18 protein-coding genes are annotated in these 17,960 nt (G+C 59.3%); 7 read left to right on the top strand and 11 right to left on the bottom strand.

The window, feature by feature from the left end:
* The first annotated feature begins 152 nt into the window (after positions 1-152).
* Positions 153-1,121 carry a hypothetical protein gene (locus tag AWB80_RS43605; RefSeq protein WP_143328192.1) on the top strand — a complete coding sequence of 323 codons (969 nt, stop codon included), beginning with the start codon at positions 153-155 and terminating at the stop codon, positions 1,119-1,121.
* 71 nt (positions 1,122-1,192) lie between these two features.
* On the opposite strand, the gene AWB80_RS45775 is transcribed toward AWB80_RS43605, so the two are convergent.
* Both AWB80_RS45775 and AWB80_RS34565 read right to left on the bottom strand, forming a co-directional pair.
* Entirely contained in the window at positions 1,193-1,480 is a 288-nt protein-coding gene (locus tag AWB80_RS45775; protein ID WP_244206888.1) for a hypothetical protein, read from the bottom strand.
* 95 nt (positions 1,481-1,575) lie between these two features.
* On the bottom strand, positions 1,576-2,241 hold the full coding sequence (locus tag AWB80_RS34565) for a recombinase family protein (RefSeq protein WP_061179147.1): 666 nt from the start codon (positions 2,239-2,241) through the stop codon (positions 1,576-1,578).
* Positions 2,242-3,029: 788 nt separating this feature from the next.
* On the opposite strand from AWB80_RS34565, the gene AWB80_RS34560 reads away from it, so the two are divergent.
* The 3 genes from AWB80_RS34560 to AWB80_RS34550 are packed head-to-tail and all read left to right on the top strand — an operon-like array spanning position 3,030 to position 7,872.
* On the top strand, positions 3,030-3,674 hold the full coding sequence (locus AWB80_RS34560; protein ID WP_061179146.1) for a hypothetical protein: 645 nt from the start codon (positions 3,030-3,032) through the stop codon (positions 3,672-3,674).
* The gene (locus tag AWB80_RS34555; protein WP_087131823.1) at positions 3,674-5,809 is read left to right on the top strand and encodes a lytic transglycosylase domain-containing protein; all 2,136 of its coding nucleotides are present in this window, start codon (positions 3,674-3,676) and stop codon (positions 5,807-5,809) included. The genes AWB80_RS34560 and AWB80_RS34555 overlap by 1 nt, the downstream gene beginning before the upstream one ends.
* Positions 5,809-7,872 carry a TrbL/VirB6 family protein gene (locus AWB80_RS34550; protein WP_061179144.1) on the top strand — a complete coding sequence of 688 codons (2,064 nt, stop codon included), beginning with the start codon at positions 5,809-5,811 and terminating at the stop codon, positions 7,870-7,872. The genes AWB80_RS34555 and AWB80_RS34550 overlap by 1 nt, the downstream gene beginning before the upstream one ends.
* Before the next feature lie 189 nt (positions 7,873-8,061).
* Here AWB80_RS34550 and AWB80_RS34545 read toward each other — a convergent pair whose 3' ends face one another.
* From AWB80_RS34545 to AWB80_RS34530, 5 genes are all read right to left on the bottom strand, one after another.
* Positions 8,062-9,249 (bottom strand): hypothetical protein, encoded by a 1,188-nt coding sequence (locus tag AWB80_RS34545; RefSeq protein ID WP_061179143.1) that lies wholly within the window; start codon positions 9,247-9,249, stop codon positions 8,062-8,064.
* Positions 9,250-9,253: 4 nt separating this feature from the next.
* The gene (locus tag AWB80_RS34540; protein WP_061179142.1) at positions 9,254-9,907 is read right to left on the bottom strand and encodes a hypothetical protein; all 654 of its coding nucleotides are present in this window, start codon (positions 9,905-9,907) and stop codon (positions 9,254-9,256) included.
* A gap of 243 nt (positions 9,908-10,150) precedes the next feature.
* Positions 10,151-10,531 (bottom strand): hypothetical protein, encoded by a 381-nt coding sequence (locus AWB80_RS34535; RefSeq protein ID WP_061179141.1) that lies wholly within the window; start codon positions 10,529-10,531, stop codon positions 10,151-10,153.
* Between the two features lie 10 nt (positions 10,532-10,541).
* Positions 10,542-10,688, bottom strand: coding sequence for a hypothetical protein (locus tag AWB80_RS44165; RefSeq protein WP_160147501.1), 147 nt, complete (start codon positions 10,686-10,688; stop codon positions 10,542-10,544).
* 10 nt (positions 10,689-10,698) lie between these two features.
* Entirely contained in the window at positions 10,699-10,941 is a 243-nt protein-coding gene (locus AWB80_RS34530; protein ID WP_061179140.1) for a hypothetical protein, read from the bottom strand.
* A 104-nt stretch (positions 10,942-11,045) separates the two neighbouring features.
* On the opposite strand from AWB80_RS34530, the gene mltA reads away from it, so the two are divergent.
* A complete protein-coding gene (gene mltA, locus AWB80_RS34525; protein ID WP_061179139.1) occupies positions 11,046-12,182 on the top strand; it encodes a murein transglycosylase A in 1,137 nt (378 codons plus the stop codon).
* Positions 12,183-12,249: 67 nt separating this feature from the next.
* Here the strand turns inward: mltA and paaK are convergent, their stop codons facing one another.
* The 4 genes from paaK to paaN all read right to left on the bottom strand — a co-directional run bounded on the left by paaK (position 12,250) and on the right by paaN (position 16,738).
* Entirely contained in the window at positions 12,250-13,554 is a 1,305-nt protein-coding gene (gene paaK / locus AWB80_RS34520; protein WP_061179138.1) for a phenylacetate--CoA ligase PaaK, read from the bottom strand.
* 70 nt (positions 13,555-13,624) lie between these two features.
* On the bottom strand, positions 13,625-14,011 hold the full coding sequence (paaI, locus tag AWB80_RS34515; protein ID WP_244206890.1) for a hydroxyphenylacetyl-CoA thioesterase PaaI: 387 nt from the start codon (positions 14,009-14,011) through the stop codon (positions 13,625-13,627).
* Between the two features lie 65 nt (positions 14,012-14,076).
* Positions 14,077-14,868: a 2-(1,2-epoxy-1,2-dihydrophenyl)acetyl-CoA isomerase PaaG gene (gene paaG, locus AWB80_RS34510; RefSeq protein ID WP_061179136.1), complete on the bottom strand. Its 792-nt coding sequence runs from the start codon at positions 14,866-14,868 to the stop codon at positions 14,077-14,079.
* Between the two features lie 160 nt (positions 14,869-15,028).
* On the bottom strand, positions 15,029-16,738 hold the full coding sequence (gene paaN, locus AWB80_RS34505) for a phenylacetic acid degradation protein PaaN (RefSeq protein WP_061179135.1): 1,710 nt from the start codon (positions 16,736-16,738) through the stop codon (positions 15,029-15,031).
* Positions 16,739-16,878: 140 nt separating this feature from the next.
* Between paaN and AWB80_RS34500 the strand changes: the two genes are divergently transcribed.
* Both AWB80_RS34500 and AWB80_RS44160 read left to right on the top strand, forming a co-directional pair.
* Positions 16,879-17,655, top strand: a complete 777-nt coding sequence (locus AWB80_RS34500) for an enoyl-CoA hydratase (RefSeq protein WP_061179134.1) — start codon at positions 16,879-16,881, stop codon at positions 17,653-17,655.
* Between the two features lie 87 nt (positions 17,656-17,742).
* Positions 17,743-17,910 carry a hypothetical protein gene (locus AWB80_RS44160; RefSeq protein ID WP_160147500.1) on the top strand — a complete coding sequence of 56 codons (168 nt, stop codon included), beginning with the start codon at positions 17,743-17,745 and terminating at the stop codon, positions 17,908-17,910.
* Positions 17,911-17,960: the final 50 nt, after the last annotated feature.

Raw genomic sequence — 17,960 nt, 5'->3', positions numbered from 1 at the left:
CTTGCGGATCATTGACCCGTGGGTTATTAATTGTTATTTTCGAACCAGCAGCGCCTAAGGCGCTGCTGGATTTGGCGCCTGCGACCGGGCGCCACAAATAAAGCCCTTAGCTCAAAGGCTACGGGCGGAACTGAGAACCGGGAACACGGCAGATGGCGGATGGGTTGGAACACTTTCTTCGCGAGGCGCGCGAGGGCGTTGTCAGAGATATTCCTCGGGGTCACTACACGCCCGGCTACTGGACCATGCTGGCGGCGACCGGGAGACGTGCGGGAATTCGGTTTGAAGATTTGCGCTTTGGGCACGAACCGAATTCGGGGTATGCGCAGGCGCTCCGCCTTCCAACGGCATTAGGTGCCGCCGACGATTATCCCTACGATCGTAGAAATGAGGGACGGAACTACAGCGGTCTTGTACTGTTGGAAAGTGCGGAGACGACTGACCAAGCTAGTGAACGCGTCAACGGCTGCGTACGTCATATCTTCGCGGCTGAAGGGCTGGACCAATTTGTGCATGATCTCGCGGAGGTCGTTGGAGATCTGCACGACAATGTATGGTCTCACGGGAAGAGCACTGGTTTCTCGATGGCGCAGACGTGGCGCAATCTCCGGCAGACAGATAGTTACTGGTTTGAATTTTCTTTGGCGGACTGTGGTATGGGATTCTTGCGCGAGACCCAACGTGCGGGCATCCCAGGCATCGATTCGGATGCGGATGCGATCAGTTGGTGTATCAAGAAAGGGAACACGTCGAAGAGAACCAAGGTTGTCGACGACATGATGCAGTCGCTGCCTCCCGACATGATGGGAAACCCGATGTTCGGGTTCGCTGCAATCAAAGAGAGCGACAATCATCATATGGGCCTTGGCTTGGCGAAATTGATGGCTCTGGTCGAGAAGTATCGCGGTCGGCTTTGGTTAGCCTCGGGCGCAAGCTTGCTTTACAAGCCCCCGATGAACGAGCACGTAATTCGTGCGGCGCCGAGCAAGTGCAAGGGCGTTGCCCTTGCCGTCCGTTTCGACACAAGCGTCATACGAGAAATACTTGTGCAGGAAGCAGCGGATTCCGCACAGACTACCGATGAAACAACGGCGAACCTGATTACCTTACTTGGGGGTTAGTTATGAACTGCGCCTTGGCTCCTGAACACACAGACTTGTCGTCTCGCCGTCTTGCGACCGAACTGCGGTCGTCAGCTCTCGCTGAACTCCGTCGAAGCGGTTCGGTTTCGATCGACCTCGGTCGAGTCGAGAGCATTTCGGAGTCTTACGCTGATGAACTCTTTGGTATGCTCGCCGTTGGCCTTGGGATCGAGGACTTCGTTCGGCGAGTGAGGATTCTCCACGCGAACCGGCATGTTCTCAAAGTTATTGCGCAAGCGCTCAAAGAACGCCTTGAGCAGGAAAGAGGGATCGCGGCGCGGGCGCAAATACAGGCGTTGGTCGCTGCGAAACATGCGCAACGATATCAGCATCGACACTGTTAATTCATAAAGTCTGGAGAAACGGCCCTGCGGGCCGTTTTTTTTATTTGGTGACGAGGGTATCTCGTGCGCCGCCGGACTTTGTCTCCTAGCTAGACGAGACGCGCCATAACTCGCTGAAGCTGGATCAACGACCATTCGCCGCCTCGCGACGTGCGGACGCCGATAGCGTTCAACTCTTCCACCATAGCCCGCTGGGTCAAGCCACGCGCCTTCATCCCCGTGATCACGCCCGTGAGCTTGTTTGCGAACTCGTCAGCCTTGGCTTTCTGTTCCGCCTTGACCGGCGCTAGGTTCTCGCGTCCCGCCGTTCCCAACTTCACCCCACGCGCCTTCGCGGCCGCCAATGCTGCCTTGGTACGGGCGCTGATCTGATCGCGCTCCCACTCCGACATGACGGCGTGCATGTGAAGCATGACCTTGTTGGCTTCGGGCATGTCGGCGGCTTTGAACTCGACGCCGCTTTCCATCAGGCCGCTAATGAAGTGAACGTTGCGAGCGAGGCGGTCAAGCTTGGCAATCAGAAGCGTCGCGCCTTCTTTCTTCGCAAGCGCCAGGGCGGCGCGCAACTGCGGGCGCTTCTCCATCGCGTTCGATCCTTTGCCCGTCTCGACCTCAACGAACTCTTTTACGAGCGTCCACGCGCCGCCGTTTAGGAATCGCATCACGCTATCGCGCTGGGCTTCGAGACCCAAGCCGCTCGCACCCTGTTTCGCTGTGCTCACGCGAAGGTACGTGATGAATTTGCCAATTGCCATGATGCGATCCCAGTCTGACTACATTGTGCAACGAACGTTTGCGATGTAGTCAGTATAGGGACATGTCAGATAGTGTCAATGAATATCAGCGGTTTGCGTCCGTTTGCGTGTCCTCGCTCACGGGTCCGGTCCGCGCGGTTGCGATGAGACAATGGTTTGTCATGTAGATTCGGGCGTTGATCGAAGGCGGGGGTGAAACATTGAAAGTAACGTTGCGCATACTTAACAAAGCTTCGGATGGGACCCATTCGCGGGGAGCGTCTGAAAAATCTAGGGGTGGTAGGGGGACAAATTAAGGAATCTATTAAAGCTAATAACCCTGTCGCTCACGCTCGCGCAATTTCAAAGAGCCCCTTTTTTATAGCAATTGCGATAGATAATGCGATCATAAAATCCATCTGCCTATTCTCGATAGCAAACAAATACACGCACCGGCTTGCAAACCGTAAAGACCTGATTTATCATCATTTCAACGCTCGACCAATCGGGCGATCCAAGTAAGACTCCTCGCGCAAATCGCGAATTCGACGCAATGTCGAGTAGCTTTCAAATCGCAGAATTAAAAAGCACGCTGTACCTTTAGTCGCGGGCAAAACTGCCCGAAATTCGACCTGCCGCTTGTCTGCATACTGACCACTCCGCAGACGGTCAGAGTCCAAAGTCTGCCCGTGGGCGCAAACCCGCACCGCAAAGCCTTACCCAAACTCAAACCCGCAAGTTTCACCGTTGCCTATCGCGTTCCGCGAACGGGCTTCCCTATCGACGTTTCTATCTAGGACGGTTTGAGAATGTCTACCCTTCAGCATTCCTTTGTTGACTACGCTGCTCTGCGTGCCCAAGCGCGACGCGCTCTCGCCACGCGCTTCCCTGACTACTTCCGCGACCGAGATGCGATTTTCGATGTATCCCGAGCGTTCTACGCCTGGGATGAGTTCGATAAGTCAGCGACATTCGAAACATCTATCAATCTCTTCAAGAAAAAACACCCGGTAACGATCGTCGTAACCGCGCTTCATATTGGCTTCCGCATGTGGCAGCCGAGCGGTGAACGCTTGGGCGTATTCGATTGCGAGCTTTATCGCGTTGACGGCGATGTTTGGGTATTGATGACCAATACGTTCGACGTAGAAGATTCTTGGCTTTTCACGCGCGAGCAAACGGAAAGACTCGCCAATCAAAAATTTTGGCAGAAGGGTCATACGCCGCTAATTCGCGGCGAGAAAACAATCGTCCATGCGTTTGTCTCGCCCCAACGGGGCTTGAGTTCAACGCGGGAAGCATTCGGGTATCTCTCTGCGGCGATTGAAATCTACACGGGCAATCAGGCCCGGATTGAAGCAAAGGAAGCGGCTGAGAAGGCCGCTAAAGAGGCTAGGCGCGAGGCGGCACGGGCGCGTAAAGAGGCGAATGCCGCTAAGACGGAGATTGAATAATGCCTAACATCAATATGTTCGGGAATGCGCTGTTGGGCATCGCACAGGGGTTCGATAATTATCAAAAGACCCAATCCGACTTGGATTACCTTCGCCAAAGTCGCGCTCAGCAACTTGTCGCCAACGACCAGGCAAACCAGCTTAATCAACTGAAGATCGCGCAAGAGCAACAACAAGTCCAGCTTGCGGATGACGTGAATAACTACGCGCGACGATCCCTTGCGCCGGATGACGGGTCCGCAGGAAACGCGCTCGCCGGTACGGACCGTACCCCTACCCAGCAAGGGCAGGCCATTGCAGGGCAAACCGCGCCCAATGCGCCGCGTGGAAATACGGTTGCAAATCCGTTTCAGGGCGGATCACAGGGGCAGCCCGCGCAAGGCCCGGCAGGCGGTACGAATACCGGAACGGGTGTGCAGGCGGGCAAGAGCACGAGCGGGCTGAAGACCGGCGCGTATAACGTCGATCAGTACGCGGCATGGGATAAGCAGTTCGGGTTTAAGCCGGGAACCGCCTACGCTTTGATCATGGCCGAATCGGGAGGCGATCCGAACGCTGTATCGCCCACGGGCGCGGTCGGGCCTACTCAAGTCTTGCCGTCCACCGCCGCGAACCCGGGTTTCGGCATCAAGCCCGGCAATCCGCGCGATCCTGAGTTCGGGCTTGGCTACTTCAAGAAGATGCTCGATCTTGCGGACGGAAATTACGATATCGCGCGTTCGTACTACCTGAATGGCCCGAACGCGAAATCCCCAGACGCGCCGGGAACGCACACGTATCTCGCCCGTCAGCACCAGTTTGAAAGTCAATTCAACGCTGGTTCAACAGCACAGCAATCGCAGAGCGCGCCGACTCCCGCTGATCGCGTTGACCAAGCGGAGAGCGCGGGCGTAACGATGACGCCCGTTTCGATGGGTCAAGCCGTCGATGCGCAATCGCGCATGATCGCGAGTTATGACCGTGCAGCGATGCAGGCGGCGCGCGACGGGAATATGCAGGCCGCGCAAGTGTTGGCGGCCAAGGCTGAAGCGATGCGCGGTCAGCAACTCGATTTGAGCGAGAAGCGCAACAGGGTGCAGAAGGATGCGAACGAGCAGGTGTCCAAGTTGGCTGTCGGCGTTGTGGATCAGCCCAGCTACAACAACCTGATTTCGAACATCGCACAGAACCCCGCGATGCAAGCCGCTGTTGCGGGACTCAACCTGAGCGGGAATTTCGAAGCCGACCGCAACAAGCTCGCGACGCTTGCTAGTCGCACGCTGACGCTTACGGATCAGGCTGACCTCCAGTTCCGTACCGACGATCAGCGCATCAAGGATGCGAAGGAGCGTCGCGAACAAGAGCAATACGACCGCCAGCGCATGCAGGAAGTTCAGCAACGCGACGCAGCGGCCCGCGCCGACGCACAGCGCCGGGATGACGCCGCGCGTCAGGGTGTTCCTTACGTTCCGTCGTTCGCCTCCAGCGCGCCGCCCGGGACTACTCCGCAAGAGATCGCAAAGGCCCGTCAGGAAAATCAGAAGACTTGGCAAACGTTCGATAAGGACACTTCCACCCAGCGCGCGGGTGTTCAGCAAAAGGCGCAGTTGTCGTCTTCGATTTACAACCTTGTGGCGAACGGTGGGGACGGCTTCACGGGCGGTTGGTTCAACGCGGGAAAGAACTCGCTCCCTGAGAAGGTCGTTCCCGCGACCTTGAGCGACCGGCAGCAAGAGTTTTTCAAGCAGGCAAATCAGCTTGTGCTTGCCGTCCAAGCGTCGGCCCCTCCGGGTGCCCAGCGTTCCGCTGCGACCGCAGCGATGGCCGGGATCATTCAGACGACGAAGCCGAATCTCTCTTTGTCGCCGCAGGCGAACATGGCGATCGCGAGCGACCTGTATTACGGCGCTCAGTCGGACGTCGAGATGTACAAATGGCTCGATTCCGCGCGCCGCTTGAACCCGGATGCATCCCCGCAAGACCTCATGCTCCAGTGGCGCGAGTACGAGAACAGTATTGGTCCAGCGCAAATCTACGATCCGAAGGACGGAAAGATGCACATCAATAGCGCAACCGTTCCCACGTTGCCCAACGGCCAGCCGAATCCGGACTACCAAAGCCCCTATGAATACTTCGCGCACAAAGGAGCGAAATAATGGCTACCACCTACACTTCTGACGGTCGCGCGATCGAAGCAGGCTACGGTGCAGACTTGTACGATGCTGCGCATCCGAAGCAACCCCAACCCGCCAAGCCCCCGCAAGCCAAGACGGACGACAAGCCGTATCAGCCCGTTCCGGTGTTCGGTAAGGAGGCAGCGGCCCGCGCGCTGGATTCCGTAACGTTCGGTTGGGGCGCGCAGTTGGCTGAGAAGAGCGGCCTGATTTCGCATCAGCAAGCGCAGTCGCTTCAGCGTCAGTCGGATAGCTACGCGAAGGACAACCCGTGGGCGTCGGTCGGCATCGATCTGTTGGTAGCGGGCGCGACGCTCGCGATTCCCGGTGTTGGTGAGGGTGCATTAGGCCGTGCGGGCGCGTCGGTCGCGCGCGCCATTCCCGGCGCTGCCCGTGCGGGTGAGGCAGTCGGCGGCGCGGCCCGTGCCGTGGGGAACCTCCCCGTCATCAAGCAGGGCGTTCAAGCTGCGGGCAGCGCGGCTAACACGATGGCGGGGCGCGGTGCGCTCTACGGTGGCGCGCAAGGTGCGCTTACCGGCAGCGCGCAAGGGGGCGAAGGCCATCGCATGGAAGGCGCGATCCAGGGCGCGCAGAGTGGCGCTATGCAAGGCGCGGCGCTCGGCGGCGCGCTGGGTTTCCTTGGCGCTGGGCGTGTTCGCCCATTGGTTGAGGAACGAGTTTCGCCGTCGTTCGCGGTGTTGAATAACGTCTCGCTCGCGCTCAAGAAGGAAGGCAAGTCCATGAAGGACTTGAACGCTTGGCTCGACGCCGATCCGAACCGCCGCATTGTTGACTTCTCGCCCGGTGTTGCGGACGCCGTTGCGCGTGCCAGCAAAACATCGGCGGGCGCTGCGGGCAAACTCAACGAGTCGTTGCGCCGCGACGCCGATACCCGTAGTGACCGTCTGGTAGGCGGGACGGCGGGGGCGATGCAGGAGGGGACGCAAGGCTCTACGCTTTCTTTCACGCGCGCACCCGGAGACCCCCTCCAGAAGGTTCGTACTGAGATCACGGCGGCGAATCAGAAGCTCGACACGTTGGGCCAGCAGCGCGATGCTCTGTATAAACAATCGCGGCACGAGTTGACGCCCGTTACGCCCGAGCTTCGCGAAATCCTCGATCACAGCGACATCAAACCCATGGTCAAGGAGTCGTTGGCGGATTACACAAACCTGCGCAAGACCGATCCGAACAGCGACGTTGCGAAAGCGCCGAAGTACGCCTATGGGAAGGAAATCCCGTCTGCCGTGCTCGATGACGTAGTGAAGAAAGTCGGCGCGGCGATGAAGCAAGAGGGAACCGGCAGCGTGAAGTATGGGAGTTTGCAGGCCGCGCAGAATGCTCTGAAGAAGCAGCAGACCGGGGCAGTCGTTCCCGCACGCGAGTTGAACGCGCGGTTGGGCCGCGAAGACAACGGAACCGGCCTCCTTGGTTCGCAGGGCTGGGGCAATGCCTATGCCCAGGGCTTGAAGACCGCGAACATGGAGTTGTTCGACCGCATGTCGCCCGAGCAGAAGGAACACGCCGCGTACGGCTTCGTGACTGGCTTGGGCAAGTATCTGCAACATGCGGAACAGATGCCACCGGGTTCTCTCGACAAGATCGCGAAGAACCTGAAGGGCGACGACGCGAAGAAGATTCTCGGAGCGAAGCCCGCGAGCATGGCATCAAAGGTGTTCGCGGATGAAGCGGCCCGTGCGCGCAACAATGCCCGCATTGTTGGAGGGGCGAAGAAGGGGGCTGACGACTCGATGGCTCATGTATCGGAACATGTCGTCGGTCATGCGGTTGGGCACGCTACCGGCTTGGGCCGCGCCGGGGCGATTGCCGTTCGCGCGTTCATGAAGTCGGAAGGCATAAGCGAGAAGGCCGCGACAGAGCTAATCAACACGGCAATGTCCCCGGGCGGTATGGCGAAACTCAAAGCAACCGGGAAGTATCCCCGCCGTGTTCTTGAGAAGCTCTACGCTATCCGACAAGCCCCGACGACGCACGCAGCATTGAACGCGCAATCGGCATCTAGTCGTAATTCTCGCGAAGACTGACCCGCGATAGAGAGGGTCGCCCGGTGATGAGCCGGGCGGCAGACTGCCCGGGCGATTTTTCGGACAGGAAAAAGCATTTTTGAGTCCAAGGCGACGTTGGCATGGTGCTTACAGAAACTTTCATTTACTGGCCAGCCACGCGGAGCATTCTTTACTCAGGCCGAGCATTTTTTTAATTTTTACAGGGTCCTACTGTACGTCGCCTGAGAGCGCCATCCTCGCTGCGGAATGGAACAACATCCCGAAGTCTGTTTTGCCTTCGTCCCTAAGTTTATATTTCAACATAAGTGCCCGTATTCTTGCACGCCGAATAGACGGGTCGGGAAACCTAGATACACTTGGGACCCGTAAAATATCCTGTCTCACCTGCAACATTTCGCAAATTGTCAGGAACACATCTGGGCTGCTAACGATAACCCCGGACAACTTATCGTCAAGATCAGCTTCCTTCAAAACCTCTAACCACAGTTCGAAACCTTTCTCGTCAGCCTCGAATTCCTGTGCGAAAGGTCGTTGCAAGACTTCGACTTTTTGACCCTCTGTTGACTGCACGTATGCATCTTTCGTATCGTGATGCAGCAGCGCGTGTGCATATTCATGAGCGATCAAAAAATGAGCACTCTCGTCGCTGATCGCGGCGAGCACCCGTTTGTGCAATGGCGAATAATAGTAGTTCATCAAAGCGCCAAATTCGAACGGAATCGGAACCTCCTCATTTTTCACGAAGTTATCCAAGAGTCCCAGTAGATATTTTTGCTCTTCTGGATGGTCCCGTAGTCTCTGCTCCGCAATTTTTGGATTAAAGATAATCGAAAAGCCGTCCTCTTTCTTTTCGATTACAAGAAGATTAATTACACACCGAATTACCTCGGGAATGAGGGTGTTTAAGTCTGGATTCGTGGTGATGATGTATTGCACGCGGTCGTTGAATCGCAGCGCATGGTCGTTGAGGTCACCAAATTTAAGTGAACCTATTTTTGGTCGCTCGGTGACACCGCGTTCTGAAAGTACAAACCCCAATTCTGCTCCGTAAAATTGTTCAAAGAACTCATTGAACGTGGGTTCGCAGCGAGTGGTTGGTGTCGTTTTCTCATACCAATCAAGGGCTTTGAACGCTTTTGCGCACATCCAATCGCCCTGCGTTGTCGCGCAATCGCGAGCGATGCCACCTCGAAGTACTGCGATTTCAGTTTCCTTCGACATGATCTTCTTGCACTGACCACGACTACGTTGCAAGCCTTCCAGATATCTATAATCTGGATCGGTGTCCGATAAGTAGTATTGTATTGCGCCAGTCTTCACATCAGGTTCAGGGGAGTATCTTGGGAACAGGGCTAGGCCAAGAATTAGTGCGCCGAAAATATATCTCATCGGCATGCCGCTAATTCGTACCAGAGCTAACATCAATAGTGAAAGGGTCGCTTTCGACAAGCATCCCATCACTCAACGTTACTGACACGGTGAGCCGATAATGCACCCACGGTGCACCGTGAGATGACATCGTCCTCAGGGTCAAGCGCATCCGCTCGACGTCCTTGGCGCTGACTTTGACCGGGTCATGCCGGACCGGTTGAGTAGTATGACTTTCCGGGTCAAGCAGCACGTCGAATGACGCGGTGACGGGGATTGAACTGCTTCCACCAACGGTCAATTCAGCAGGTTTTGAGTCAAGAACCCGCAATGTAACTTTGTCTATTACGACTACATCCGGCGAGTTGTTCCGTACGACAAATTGTAGTTGGCTATCCTGCCCGGTTGGCGATACGCCCTCGATCCTAATGGGAGATGGCGCGAAAAACGAACGCACGCTTTCTTCCATCTTCGAAAGACTTGATCCCGAGGAAATGGCAAACAGGACGGCCGCCCCCGCTATCCAAACCACGTGGGCCCATCTTGGGATTCGGCGCGAGAGGAAGCCCCAAAATAGCGCTTTGACATCGGGGTGCGTGCCGTGCTCAGTCGCAGACTCCCTTACATGGCGGGCGGCGGTGGCCTCGTCATGCAGAGATTTTTTCACCTTCGTCTCGTCTTTCATCGCTTACCCATTTTCGAAAGTTCCAGCGATATGGACGCTCTCAAGCACATCGATGCTCATATGATTATGGGTAACAATCCGGGTACGTCGCAACTGAATTGAACCAAAAAGCCACGAGCCAAAGCACCTCTAAAAGCTTGTCCTTTCTTGTCTAACAAAAGGCCGCCTTATCAAGCTGCGGATAAAACAATACCCCGGTCTGAGAACCGGGGTTTGTTTTCGCGCCGCCTGATCTGCGGACCACTACACGTGGGCGGCTTCGTCCTTCTTCAAGCCGGCCAAGTACTCCACCCCCGCGCCATAGACGAGAACGGCGGGAACCCACATCAGCACGGCGGCAACCACCCAGCACAGCACGCTTACGCGAAAGTCTTCGCGTGCCCAAGCGTTCACGAACATATGAACGCCTCGCACGGAAAGCCCGATGGCGACGAACGAAAGCGCCGAATAGATCGACCAGCGGGAAGCCTTGCTGCGTCGACGGACGAAACCCAATGTGCTCCGACCTGTGTAGATCACGACCGCCGAAACCCAAGCGCATACCTGGGCGAACACCGCCGCGATCAGATGGCAACAGACGATGCCGACGTACAGCGCTGCGACGAAGCCGATAAGCGCAAACATGTCCCGCCTCCTACTTGGCCGAGGCTTCGTCGTCATCAAGCAGCGACGACAGATCGAGCGGTTTCGGGAACAGCCAACTAGCCAGGAACGCGCCTCCGATAGAAAGCAGGACGAGCAGGACCGCAAGCGCTACGCCGATCAGGAAGAATTCAAGCATGGCGCTGCTCCTAGTTGATATATCCGGGGATCGTCGGCGGAGTGCCGCGATAGGCCATGCAGGCGACAGTGAGACTCAGGAACTTCGCTTCGGTGCGCGCAATCTCGTCTTCAAGTTCCAGATTAACTTTGCCTTCCTCCGTCATACCGTTGCGAGCTTTGAGCCATTCAAGCCGATCGCACATTTGGTCGCACTCATGCTCCATATCGGCTAGAGTCTGTTCCTGTCCATTGTTCATGCCGTCGTATTCCATTTTGGGGGATTCTACGGGGATTCGATTTCAACCAAATCCAGCAGAGCCTTATGCAGCTTGCTTCACAGAAGACTAGCGTACTTCCCATCAAGAACGAGCATTGTATGCGTTTCGCGCGGCCGACCGCGCGACTGGCGGCCTGGGCCGCATCGATTGCAACCGCTGTCCTGCTCGCCTCGTGCGGAGGCGGTAATTACGTGAAGCCGGGCCCGGCCACGGCGACTCCCGGCACGCCGATCACCACCGGACAGCGCGCCGCGTCGCGCCTGACGGCGGTGAGCTGGCAGCAGGTGCCGGGCTGGCAGGACGATTCGCTCATCGGCGCGACGGCGGCGCTGCGTCAGAACTGCAGCCGGCTCGCGCGTCAGGCCAACTGGCAGAAGGCGTGCACGGCGGCGCAACGGCTCGACGACCTCGACATGTCGGCGGCGCGCAGCTTCTTCGAAACCTATTTCACGCCTTTCCAGCTCGCCAACACCGACGGCACGCTCGACGGCCTCGTGACCGGCTACTACGAGCCGCTGCTGCGCGGCTCGCGCACGCGGCACGGGGTGTATCAGTACGCACTGTATCGCTGGCCGTATCGGTACAAGCCTGGCTCGGCGCTGCCCGTACGCGCGCAACTCGAACGTTCGGGCGTGCTGACCGGCAACGAACTCGTGTGGGTCGACGATCCGATCGAGGCGTTTTTCCTGCAAGTGCAGGGCTCGGGACGCGTCACCATGGAAGACGGCAGCGTGATGCGCGTGGGCTTCGGTGGCACGAACAATCAGCCGTATAAATCGATCGGCAAGGAGTTGCTCGATCGCGGCGAACTCACGCCCGCGCAGGCGACGATGCAAGGGATCAAGGCCTGGGCCAAGGCGAATCCCGCGCGCGTCGACGCGCTGCTCGACGTGAATCCGCGCTTCGTGTTCTTCCGGGAAATGCCGGCGAACGAAACGATGCCCGCTAGCCTCGGCGATGGTCCGGTCGGCGCGCTCGGCGTACCGTTGACGCCCGAACGTTCGATCGCGGTCGATCCTTCCGCGATTCCGCTCGGCACGCCCGTGTTTCTCCAGACGACGCGTCCGCTCAGCAACCAGCCGATGAACCGCCTCGTGTTCGCGCAGGACACCGGTTCGGCGATCAAGGGCGGGGTGCGCGCGGACTACTTCTGGGGCCTCGGCGACGATGCCGGCGATCTCGCGGGACGCATGAAGCAGGGCGGCAGAATGTGGCTGCTGCTGCCGAACTCCTGATTTTTTAGCGTTCTCTCGCGGCGATGAAGAAAGCTCGCGGCCGTCATGGCTCGCGAGCTTTTTCATTTCATGAGGTCATGTTGCGCCGGTCGATCACGCGCCGCGCCTTGCCGACCGAACGTTCGATGCCGTTCACCGCGAGCACGTTAATCACGGCGCTCACGCCGATCAGCGCCTTGATGTCGTACGCGAGCGCGGCCTTTGCGCTGTCGAGCGCGGTGGCGTCCGGCGCCGATTCCGGGCAGGGTTCGACGTTCAACGTCAGCACGTCGAGCGGGCCCTCCTTGGTGAGCACGATCTGATAGTGCGGCGCGAGTACCGGGCGCTTGAGCAGCAACTCTTCGATCTGCGTCGGGAAGACGTTGACGCCGCGCACGATCATCATGTCGTCGGAACGGCCCGTGATTTTCTCCATGCGACGCATCGTACGGGCCGTGCCGGGCAGAAGACGCGTCAGATCGCGCGTGCGATAACGAATGATCGGCAGCGCTTCCTTCGTGAGCGAGGTGAACACGAGTTCGCCGAATTCGCCATCGGGCAACACTTCGCCGGTTTCCGGATCGATGATCTCGGGATAGAAGTGATCTTCCCAGATGGTCGGGCCGTCCTTGGTTTCCACGCATTCCGACGCCACGCCCGGCCCCATCACTTCCGAGAGCCCGTAGATGTCGACGGCGTCGATTCCCATGCGCATCTCGATGGCGCGGCGCATGTCGTTCGTCCACGGCTCCGCGCCGAAGATGCCGATGCGCAGCGAGCAGCTCGCCGGCTCGATTCCCTGGCGCTCCAGTTCGTCGGCGATCGAGAGCATATAGCTCGGCGTGACCATGATGATGTCGGGCCGGAAGTCCTGAATCAACTGGACCTGCTTCTCGGTCTGCCCGCCGCCGAAGGGAATGACGGTGAGGCCCGCGCGCTCCGCGCCGTAATGCGCGCCGAGTCCGCCGGTGAATAGTCCATAACCGTAGCTCACGTGGACCTTGTCGCCGCGCCGCGCGCCCGCCGCGCGAATCGAACGAGCGACGAGGTTTGCCCAGTGGTCGAGATCCTGAGCGGTGTAGCCGACGACCGTGGGCTTTCCCGTCGTCCCTGACGATGCGTGGATGCGCGAGACACGCTCCTGCGGCACGGCGAACATGCCGAACGGGTAGTTGTCGCGCAGATCCTTCTTGGTCGTGAAGGGGAAGCGCGCGAGATCCGAAAGCGATGTGACGTCATCCGGATGGACACCGGCTTCGTCGAACTTGCGCTTATAGACCGGCGAGTTCTCGTAGGCGTGCCTGAGCGTCCATTTGAGGCGCTCGAGTTGCAGCGCCGCGAGTTCGTCGCGGCTCGCTTTCTCGATCGGCTCGAGCGGCAGCGGGGTGGTCATTGCTGTCTCCTTGATGCTGACTATGCGGCGCGGCCTTTTCATGCCGCGTCCGTTATATGAACGAGTCCCGTCACGCGGGGATCACGGTACCTCTGATTTGTGCCGACTTGCCGCGAAACATCGCGACCGCTTCGCCTTCCCGGTTCGTCACGCGGATATCGTAGATGCCCGTGCGGCCGCTCAACGTCTGCTCGATCGCCTCGGCGGTCAGACGATCGCCGCCTTGCACGGGGCGCAGGAACTCGATCGAACAGCCTGCCGCGACCGTGCTGATGTTGTATGAGTTGCAGGCGAAGGCAAACGCGGAGTCCGCCAGCGTGAACATCAGGCCGCCGTGGCAGATCGCGTGGCCGTTGAGGAAGTCGGGGCGCACATCCATTTGCAGCCGCGCATAGCCCGGCCGTACTTCGATCAGCTCGATGCCGAGCGCGCGCGAGCATGCGTCGGCTTCGTACATCGCCTTGGCCGTGGCTTCCGCGAGTTGTTGTGGCGTCACAGGTGTCTCCAGATCGGATTCGGTTCTCACAGACCTTCGAAGCGCGGCGCGCGCTTTTCCTTGAACGCGGCGACGCCTTCGATATAGTCGGGCGACGCACCCAGTTCACGCTGCAGATCGCGTTCGAGATCGAGTTGCTGATCGAATGTCTTGTTGGCGCTCGCGCGGATCGCCTGTTTGATTGCGACCACCGCGCGCGCCGGCTGCTGCGCGAGTTGCGCGGCCAGTTGCGCCGCCGCTTGCTGCAACTCGCTGTCCTCAACGACGTGCCAGACGATTCCCCAGGCTTCCGCTTTTTCCGCGCCGAGTTTTTCGCCCGTCAGTGCGAGGCCGAGCGCGCGCGCTTCGCCCACGCGTCGCGGCAGGAGCCACGTTCCACCCGAATCCGGCACGAGGCCGATTTTGACGAACGCCTGAATGAAACTCGCCGACCGCGCCGCGATGACGAGGTCACACGCCATGGCCAGATTCGCGCCGGCGCCCGCGGCCGTGCCGTTCACCGCAGCGATGACGGGCATCCGCATGGCCTGCAGCCTGCGCACGAGCGGATTGAAGTACTCGTCGATCAGATCGCCGAGGTCCGACATCGAGCCCGGCGTGAAATCCAGATCCGCGAGATCCTGTCCCGCACAAAACCCGCGTCCCGCGCCTGTAATGACGAGCGCGCGTGCATTGCCCGCCTCGATTTCAGTGAGCGCCTGATTCAATTCGCGATGCATCTCGCGTGTGAAGCTGTTCAACTTTTCTGGACGATTGAGCGTCAACGTCGCGACGCGCGTCTCGCTGTCGAGGTGGAACAACACGGACTTCTCTGTCATTGCGTCTCCTTTGTCGCCGAAGCGCGGTCGCGGCGGCTGTCGCGAACCGTCTTTCCCTTGGTTCCGATACTAGCCGCGCGACCGGTGGCTTTCCATTAGGCCGAATGGCATAAGCCGTTTGCACGGCGATTCGGCCTTCGGACCTTTTGTGCTGTTCGGCTTATGCCGTCTGGCCGGCTTCCGCCGGGGCGGCCTTCGGCGCAACATGGACACGGCTCTGCACCACACGGAAGCGATTCGCGACGAACGCGGCGTCCGAAAGCGCGGCGTTGGCTGCGGGGTTCGCGCCGGTGCCGTGGAAGTCCGAGAACGCGGCAGTCTGATTGACGAACACGCCGCCCGTGAGGTTGATCGAAAGCGCGACGCCGCCTTCGATCGCTGCTTCGTACGCGGCGTCGATCACCTTGTCATCGGTGCTGTAGACCGACAACGTCAACGCGCCGTGCGTGCGCGCGATCGTGCCGGCCAGTTCGAGCGATTGCGCGGTCGAATCCGTCGCGACGATGAACGAAATCGGCCCGAACCATTCCTTGGTGAATTTGGCTTCGTCGGTGCGCGCGTCGAGCTTGAGCACGAGCGGGGTATGCACTCGCGCGTCCGGAAAGGCGGGGTGCGTGAGCGATTGGCTGTCGAGCAGCACATCGCCGAGTTTGCGCGCTTCGGCGACGCGCTCCACGACGCCATCATTCTGGATCGCACCGGTGAGTTCGACGGCGCGTGCCGGATCGGACGCCAGTTTTTCGACAGCGCCTGCGAGCGCTTTCGCGACGTCGTCGAAACTCAGTTGTCCTTCGGCGGTGCGGATGCCATCGCGCGGCACGTAGATGTTCTGCGGCGCCGTGCACATCTGGCCGGAGTACAGTGCGAGCGAAAAGGCGATATTGCGCGCGGCGGCCTTCAAGTCGTCCACGGAATCGATGACGATCTGATTCACGCCCGCCTTCTCGGTGTACACCTGCGCCTGATGCGCATTGCGTTCGAGCCAAGTGCCGTTTTGCGTGCTGCCCGTGAAGTCGATCAGCTTGATTTCGGGACGCACGGCCAGTTCCTGTACGAGCGCGCCATCGTTCGGTTCGGTGGCGAGCAAGGTGACGAGGTTCGGGTCGAAGCCCGCTTCACGAAGCACGTCGCGCGCGATGCGCACCGTGATCGCGAGCGGCAGGATCGCGCCCGGATGTGGCTTGACGATGACCGCATTGCCGGTCGCGAGATCCGCGAACATGCCGGGATAGCCGTTCCAGGTCGGGAACGTGCAACAGCCGAGCACCAGCCCCGTGCCGCGCGGGACGATGGCGAAGCGCTTTTGCATCGCGAGCGGCGGGTTCTTGCCTTGCGGCTTTTCCCAGTGTGCTTCCGCGGGAATGCGGCGCAACTGGTCCCACGCGTAGACCACGGCTTCGAGCGCGCGGTCCTGGGCGTGCGGTCCGCCGGCCTGGAACGCCATCATGAAGGCCTGGCCGGTCGTATGCATCACGCTGTATGCAATCTCGAAACTGGCGCGATTCAGACGCGAGAGGATCTCCATGCTCACGCCGACCCATGCCTTCGGTCCGGCGGCGCGCCAGCCGGCTTGCGCCTGAGCGGCGGCTTGAATGAGCGCGTCGGGATCGGACTTCGGATAGCGGATGTCGAGCGCGACGCCAAACGGCGAGCGTTCTTTCCCGACGGTGTCGCCGGAGGAAGGCTGGTCGAGTTCGAAGGTCTTGCCGAAGTGCGCTTTGAAGGCGGCCTCGCCGTCGGCGCTGGCCGTTTCCCCGTACACTTTGGGGCTCGGCATTTCGACGAACGGGCTCCAGTAGCCGCGCGTTTCGATGGCTGCGAGCGCTTTATCGAGCGTCGCTTCGTGCTTCGTGAATAGCGGATGTGTCATGGTCGCGAGAAAGAGAACGAGGAAAGGTGCCAGATCGAATAATTAACCGACCGGTTGGTTGGTAATGGTAGCATTATCGAGATACGGTTGACGACGTCTTTTCATTAGGGCTTACCTGAGGATAGGAAAGGGAGGAGCGAATGGCTTATGAGAATCTGCTGGTTGAGACGCGTGGTCGGGTTGGACTCATCACGCTCAACCGTCCCAAGGCGCTCAACGCGCTGAACGATGCGCTGATGGACGAGTTGGGCGCCGCGCTGAAGGTGTTCGACGCCGATGACGACATCGGCGCGATCGTGCTGACCGGCAGCGAGAAGGCGTTCGCCGCCGGGGCGGACATCGGCATGATGGCGAGCTATTCCTACATGGACGTCTACAAGGGCGACTACATCACGCGCAACTGGGAGGCGATCCGCACGATTCGCAAGCCGGTCATCGCGGCGGTGGCCGGCTTCGCGCTTGGCGGCGGCTGTGAACTCGCGATGATGTGCGACATCGTCATCGCCGCCGACACGGCCAGGTTCGGCCAACCGGAGATCAAGCTCGGCGTCATCCCGGGGGCGGGCGGCACGCAACGCTTGCCGCGCGCCGTTTCGAAGGCCAAGGCGATGGACATGTGCCTGACCGCGCGCATGATGGATGCGAATGAGGCGGAGCGCGCGGGGTTGGTGTCGCGTGTAGTCGGGGCGGATCGTCTCCTCGATGAGGCCATCGAAGCCGCGACGATCATCGCCGGATTTTCGCTGCCGGCCGTGATGATGGCCAAGGAGGCGGTCAATCGCGCGTACGAGACGACGCTTGCGGAGGGCGTGCATTTCGAGCGGCGGCTGTTCCATTCGCTGTTTGCCACGGAGGATCAGAAGGAGGGGATGGCGGCGTTCGTCGAGAAGCGTAAGCCGGTCTTCAAGCATCGGTGACGCTTATTGCAGAAAGCACTTGCGCTTCTTGAGGCCGCTGACTAGAATTCCGTTCCTTCGCGATTCGATGAACGCGAAGGAGGCGGGATGAAGCGGTTCCAGGCGTGGTTGGCAAGAAAAGAGAAGTTTGAAGTTCTTGTTGACAGATTCCGAAGCGTTCTTCATAATCTCGTTTCTCTGCTGCTGATGCAGCGACGCAAGACGGAAGTTGATGTGGTGCTTGCGATGTGCTCTTTAAAAACTAACAGCCGATAAGTGTGGGCGCTTGATAGCGAGTGCGGTTTCAGTCTTTCGGGGCTGAAGCA

The organism is Caballeronia pedi, from assembly GCF_001544915.2.
GTDB lineage: Bacteria > Pseudomonadota > Gammaproteobacteria > Burkholderiales > Burkholderiaceae > Caballeronia > Caballeronia pedi.
The sequence above is the reverse complement of the archived record's forward strand: the minus strand, read 5'-3'. Positions and strand labels throughout refer to the sequence as shown.

Coding starts and splice junctions, on each gene's coding strand:
- AWB80_RS44160 (WP_160147500.1), top strand. CDS start 17,743: ATGAAGCGGTTCCAGGCGTGGTTGGCAAGAAAAGAGAAGTTTGAAGTT.
- AWB80_RS34565 (WP_061179147.1), bottom strand. CDS start 2,241: ATGGCAATTGGCAAATTCATCACGTACCTTCGCGTGAGCACAGCGAAA.
- AWB80_RS44165 (WP_160147501.1), bottom strand. CDS start 10,688: ATGCTTGAATTCTTCCTGATCGGCGTAGCGCTTGCGGTCCTGCTCGTC.
- AWB80_RS34545 (WP_061179143.1), bottom strand. CDS start 9,249: ATGCCGATGAGATATATTTTCGGCGCACTAATTCTTGGCCTAGCCCTG.
- AWB80_RS43605 (WP_143328192.1), top strand. CDS start 153: ATGGCGGATGGGTTGGAACACTTTCTTCGCGAGGCGCGCGAGGGCGTT.
- paaI (WP_244206890.1), bottom strand. CDS start 14,011: ATGTACGAAGCCGACGCATGCTCGCGCGCGCTCGGCATCGAGCTGATC.
- paaN (WP_061179135.1), bottom strand. CDS start 16,738: ATGACACATCCGCTATTCACGAAGCACGAAGCGACGCTCGATAAAGCG.
- paaG (WP_061179136.1), bottom strand. CDS start 14,868: ATGACAGAGAAGTCCGTGTTGTTCCACCTCGACAGCGAGACGCGCGTC.
- mltA (WP_061179139.1), top strand. CDS start 11,046: ATGCGTTTCGCGCGGCCGACCGCGCGACTGGCGGCCTGGGCCGCATCG.
- AWB80_RS34540 (WP_061179142.1), bottom strand. CDS start 9,907: ATGAAAGACGAGACGAAGGTGAAAAAATCTCTGCATGACGAGGCCACC.
- AWB80_RS34500 (WP_061179134.1), top strand. CDS start 16,879: ATGGCTTATGAGAATCTGCTGGTTGAGACGCGTGGTCGGGTTGGACTC.
- AWB80_RS34560 (WP_061179146.1), top strand. CDS start 3,030: ATGTCTACCCTTCAGCATTCCTTTGTTGACTACGCTGCTCTGCGTGCC.
- AWB80_RS34530 (WP_061179140.1), bottom strand. CDS start 10,941: ATGGAATACGACGGCATGAACAATGGACAGGAACAGACTCTAGCCGAT.
- paaK (WP_061179138.1), bottom strand. CDS start 13,554: ATGACCACCCCGCTGCCGCTCGAGCCGATCGAGAAAGCGAGCCGCGAC.
- AWB80_RS34550 (WP_061179144.1), top strand. CDS start 5,809: ATGGCTACCACCTACACTTCTGACGGTCGCGCGATCGAAGCAGGCTAC.
- AWB80_RS34555 (WP_087131823.1), top strand. CDS start 3,674: ATGCCTAACATCAATATGTTCGGGAATGCGCTGTTGGGCATCGCACAG.
- AWB80_RS34535 (WP_061179141.1), bottom strand. CDS start 10,531: ATGTTTGCGCTTATCGGCTTCGTCGCAGCGCTGTACGTCGGCATCGTC.